Below are 2,530 nucleotides of genomic sequence, written 5' to 3'. Positions count from 1 at the left end.
GGCCGCGCGGTGGCGCGGTTCGCGGCGTGGCGCGCGGTCGCGCTGGCGGTGAGCGGGTGGCTGCCGCTGCTGGCGGTGCTCGCCGCGGCGCCCTGGCTGATGCGGCGCGGCGCGTCCCCGGGCATGGTGGTCGGCGCACTCGCCTACGTCCTGCACGGCCTCCAGCCCGCGCTCCGCACGCTGGTCCAGGGCATGGGCGGCAGCGGGCTGCGGCTGGCGATCACCCTCGGCCGCGTCCAGGAGACGAGCGCGCCCGGCGACCTCGGCGTTCTGCCCCCGGCGGCGTCCCGGCCGGACGGCGACGCGGGCGGCAACACGGACTGCGGCACGGGCGGCGGCACGGGCGGCGCGGACCGGGCGCCGGGCGACCACCCGGCGGTCGAGCTGCGGGGTGTCACCTTCGGCTACGGGGACGGGGCCCGCGCCGTGATCAGCGGACTCGACCTCGTCGTGCCGCGCGGCGACCACCTCGCGGTGGTGGGGCCGAGCGGCATCGGGAAGTCGACGCTGGCGGCACTGGTCGCGGGGCTGCTGGAGCCCGGCTCCGGAGAGGTCCTGGTGGAGGGGCGGCCCGCGGGCGACCCGGCGCGCCGGGTGCTGATCCCGCAGGAGGCGTACGTGTTCACCGGGACCGTCCGCGACAACCTCGCCTACCTGGCGCCCGGCGCGAGCGACGACGAGGTCGGCCGGGCCGCGGACGCGGTCGGGGCCGCGCGGCTCGTCCGGGACCTCGGCGGGTTCGGCGCGACGGTGGATCCGGCGGCGCTGACGGAGGGGCAGCGGCAGCTGATCGCGCTGTGCCGGGCCTACCTGGCGCCGGCGCCGGTCATCGTGCTGGACGAGGCGGCCTACCGGCTGGACGCGGCGGCCGAGGCGCGGGCGGAGGAGGCGTTCGCGGCCCGGCCCGGCACGCTGATCGTGATCGCGCACCGGATCAGCTCGGCGGTGCGCGCGCGCCGCGTCCTGGTCCTGGACGGGACGCGCGCGCATCTCGGCGGCCACGACGACCTGCCCGCCGTCTCGCCTCTCTACCGCGACCTCATCGGGCGCTGGGAGGCGTCACCGGACGGGACGGATCCGCCGGCGGGTCCCCGGGCGGGGACGCCGGCGCGGGAGCCCTCACAGCCATCCCGCCTCCTCGGCGATCCTGATGGCGTGGATCCGGTTCCGGGCACCGACCTTGCGGTTGATGCGGGACAGATGGTTACGGACCGTTCCGATCGTCAGGAAGAGGTCCTCGGCGATCTGCGCCGCCGACGCGCCACGTGAGGCGAGTGAGAGCACCTCGATCTCACGTTCGGTCAGCGGGCTCTCCGCCGAGCCGAGCTCGCTGAAGGCGAGGTCCGGGTCCACCACACGCTCGCCGGTCGCGACGCGCCGGATCGCGTCGACCAGCTCGCTGGGCGAGGTGTCCTTGAGCACCAGTCCGGCCGCGCGCGCGGCCGCCGCCCGCCTGAGGTCGCCCGTCCGGCACCGGCTGGTCATCAGCACGGTGCGGCACTCGGGCAGCTCCTCGCGGAGCTCCCGGGCCGTGGCGAATCCGTCCAGGCCGGGTAATCCGATGTCGATCAGCGCGACGTCGGGCCGGCGGTAGAGCGCGGTGCGCAGGACCTGCTCACCGGAGTCGATGGCACCGACGACGTCGAGGTCCTTCACCCCCCCGAAGAAGGCGACGAGGGCGCCGCGCAGCAGGGGCGCTCTCTCCGCGAGAAGTATGCGAATCATTTTCGTCTCCCAAGGCCCGCCACCCAAGTGGCCCGAGAAGCAAGAACCGAACTTCAGTCGAGCGCGGAGGCGCGGGCGGCGACCGGGAGCGCGAGCCCGGACGCCGGTCCGGGCAACGCGGCAGTCGCATGGAGTCACCTTGACGAAAGAGTAAGAAAGGTCCCTACCGTGTGGAGTCAACAGTATTCGTGGCGTCAACGCAAAGCTTGGTGTGATTCTTACTATTTGCGGATGACATGTATACCGTTGGGCGGCTGTCCCTAGGCCGGATCAGCGGAGGAAATCGAACTCGAAACCGCACCCGGAGGCCCGCGCGGCCTCATAGGCCGCCCAGCTCAGCGCCAGGTCCTGCCAGGGAAGGCCCACCGGCGCGTACACGGTGACCTCCCCGCCCCGCACCCGGCCGGGCACCTCCCCGCACAGGACGTCGCGGAGCGTGCCCGCCGCGTGCTTGACGTCGAGCCCGGCACCGGCGAGCACGCCCATCTCCACCGCCAGGGCGACGTCGTCCACCACGACGCGGGCGCCTTCCAGCAGGTCGGCGCCCAGCTCGGCCTTGCCGGGCTCGTCGGCGCCGAGCGAGGTGACATGGGTTCCGCGGGCGATGTCGGCGGCGTGCAGGATCGGCCGGCGCGCCCACGTCGCCACGACGACGATCCCGGCGTCCCGGACGGCCTCGCGCGGGTCGGTCCCGGCCGTGGCGGGGACGCCGAGCCGCTCGCCGTGCCGCGCGGCGAAGGACGCGGCGCGCTCGGCGACGAGGTCGCTGACGGCCAGCCCGCGCACCGGCCGCAGCTCCGCCAGG

1 protein-coding gene and 2 pseudogenes are annotated in these 2,530 nt (G+C 74.9%); 1 reads left to right on the top strand and 2 read right to left on the bottom strand.

Translation table 11 applies throughout. The features are described from left to right. Nucleotides 1–1,269 (top strand): ATP-binding cassette domain-containing protein (locus tag E1291_RS45565; protein WP_503108261.1); only part of this gene is annotated, 1,269 nt, incomplete at its 5' end. Here E1291_RS45565 and E1291_RS40945 read toward each other — a convergent pair. Then, nucleotides 1,201–1,725 (bottom strand): annotated as a pseudogene (locus tag E1291_RS40945) (response regulator transcription factor); the annotation flags it as partial. The gene E1291_RS45565 and the pseudogene E1291_RS40945 overlap by 69 nt on opposite strands. A gap of 270 nt (nucleotides 1,726–1,995) precedes the next feature. Beyond that, nucleotides 1,996–2,530, bottom strand: a pseudogene (locus tag E1291_RS40940) (ornithine cyclodeaminase family protein); the annotation flags it as partial.

The sequence above is a fragment of the Actinomadura roseirufa genome (genome assembly GCF_900659635.1).
Classification (GTDB): Bacteria; Actinomycetota; Actinomycetes; order Streptosporangiales; family Streptosporangiaceae; genus Spirillospora; species Spirillospora roseirufa.
This window is presented reverse-complemented; position numbering and strand designations above follow the sequence as displayed.